Genomic DNA, 2,376 nt, shown 5'->3' with positions numbered 1-2,376 from the left:
CTTTAGTATATCGCGCTCCTCGGTCACCCGGGCCAGCTCGCGCTTCAACTGGCGGATCTCAGCATCCTTGCTGGCATCGCCAGACACCACCTTCGCCAGTTGTCGCTTCCATGCGTACAGCGAATGCTGACTGACGCCGAGCCGCTCGGAAACCTCCGCTACCGGATACCCGCGCTCGGTGATCTGGGCCACCGCATCACGCTTGAACTCATCGCTGAAATTGGGCTTCCCCATCGTCGCCTCCTGTCCTCAAAATTAGGATAGAAGGCGTCCAGAAATCTAGGGGCTACTCGCTCTAAAATCACAGTTCTGCCAAAGTAGTGCTAATATCTAGCATTAGAATCGCACAATTTAGTTTTCGATTTGTTAGAATTCTGGTGGCTACGGCACCAGAGCATGCTACGATACCAAGACTGATTTTGATCCACTTGCGAATGACTAAGAATGTCATTTTTCTTGAAGTGTATATCCTCCGCGCAACCGCATAGTGCTGTCATTGACAGACATAGAAACGCAAAATATCGCCTTCTCATAAATAAATTCCGATAGATGCTTTATGGATGAGCAATTGAAGTGCGCTTATGAATCGATCGTAGCGATGATTATATTCTGACTACGTGATAATAAATTTCTTAACCTATGTGCGTATCACGAAGCGCAATATTTTTCAGCATTTTCAATAAAACTTTTGTAACACTAATTGCTTGGCTTCACCATTGCATAGGCCCAGTTTGACCACTGTTCCCGGCGCTTGTTTAGCCCAGTCCTGCAACATTGGAGAGCTTGCAACCTCTCCGGCGGGGTGGCCGTTGACGGAGCAGATTTCATCGCCTGCATGCCACCCCGACCGCTCAGCAGGACTGTTAGCCATCACATGCACGACTAGCGCCGCATTTTTGCCGTAAGCAACTTGAAGTCCACTGCGCGACTTCTGAACAGGATCAGGACGATTGCCAGAGGGAGAGAAAGATGCGGCATGGTGAGCGAAATCCAAATACGAATTAAATCGCCTAACAACTCTAAGCCCTGCGATGGCGTCCACTCCGAGTTTTTTAGTTAAGCCATTGTTAGCATCTTCCTGTAGACCGATGTCATGTAAATCGGACCCAAGGACATTCATATCTGGAACGATGCTGAAATGGCTGATTTGAATCGTTCCGTCGACAGATGCGGATGCCAGGGTGGTTTGTAAATTCCCCGCGGGAACCATCGAACTATACAAGCTCGGACTTACCACGAAATCAGAATTCATTCCCGTGTCTAATGCAACCCTCAAAACCTTTCCATTTACCGGGATCTGAACAACCGGCACGCCATTCCCGATGTCAAGTTTATAAACTTTGACAATATCTCTGCCGCTAGCCTGGGTGCTCGGCCTCGGCGCGTTGATGCTGATTCGCATCCTACTGAAGTCGAGAAAAATCGAGTTGGATTTGAGTGGAGTGAAGCCCAGTATGAGAGAAAATGCTGCACCCGATGAGCTACTAAGCGTGGAAAGATCCGATGCGCGACCCGTCAATCCATTCAACTGAACTCCCGCCATCGAAATATCGAAACCGGAGGTTTTCTCTAGATCAGCGGTATGCGAGGCTGTATCCACCGTGGTTCGGCCATATCGGCTAAGACTCAGCCTCTCCGCCAATTTGATGTCAAATAAAATCACTGAAGAGCCTGAGTCCAAGAAAGCCTTTTGAGCAGATCCGTCGACAATGACGTTCGCGATGAGCAACCCATTTTTGTCGATCGTGAGATCGTTGTTTGCTTCACTTGGATGTTTGGCAGCGCTGAACTCTTCTGTCCGGTGGTTCAAGGTTTGCGACGAAACCGGAACAATAGGGATCGCTATTGCGATTAGCAGAAACGCTATGATGGATCGCTCGATCGAGCTTTGATGGCGGTTGCCAATCATAAGAATAGTCCTTGCGCGGCCGTTGGTGGCGATGACTTGGAGATGCGTTACACTCTATGGAGAAAGCGACGCAGATCGCTCTGCGCCGCTATAAGATAGGATCAAGTTAGAATTTGATCGTTACACGTATCCCGACCGTACCCCCTCCTTCGGAAATGCCACCCCCGACCTGCGTCCCGCCGCCGGTGTCCACTCCAACACCATACAGGGTCACGTCAGACCCACCAGGACCAGCGGGCAGGCTCCAGCTAATCGGCATGATTTCTACACCGCCGCAAACTTGATCGAGCTCGGCTTGGGAAATTTTTTCCATTTTGTCCTCCTGTAGTCGGTGGTAGACACCGGTGAATGCCATCTGCCAAAAGCGTGCGTTGGGCACTCTGCCCCTCACTGCCGTTTCATAGAAATTTGCAAAATCGCGTTTGACGAGCGGCAAACGATGGAGTCCGATTTCAATCGGGAAGAAT

At 49.9% G+C, this 2,376-nt stretch carries 3 protein-coding genes; all 3 read right to left on the bottom strand.

What is annotated here, in order from left to right; translation table 11 throughout:
• Positions 1-234 (bottom strand): transposase (locus tag J7S20_RS16270; RefSeq protein WP_041558467.1); only part of this gene is annotated, 234 nt, incomplete at its 3' end.
• 442 nt (positions 235-676) lie between these two features.
• Positions 677-1,909 carry a PDZ domain-containing protein gene (locus J7S20_RS16265; RefSeq protein ID WP_284055301.1) on the bottom strand — a complete coding sequence of 411 codons (1,233 nt, stop codon included), beginning with the start codon at positions 1,907-1,909 and terminating at the stop codon, positions 677-679.
• 106 nt (positions 1,910-2,015) lie between these two features.
• On the bottom strand, positions 2,016-2,376 hold a 361-nt coding region (locus tag J7S20_RS16260; protein WP_284055300.1), incomplete at its 5' end, for a hypothetical protein.

Origin of the sequence: Stakelama marina (assembly GCF_018122655.1) — a bacterium.
Taxonomy (GTDB): Bacteria; Pseudomonadota; Alphaproteobacteria; order Sphingomonadales; family Sphingomonadaceae; genus Sphingomonas; species Sphingomonas marina.
This window is presented reverse-complemented; position numbering and strand designations above follow the sequence as displayed.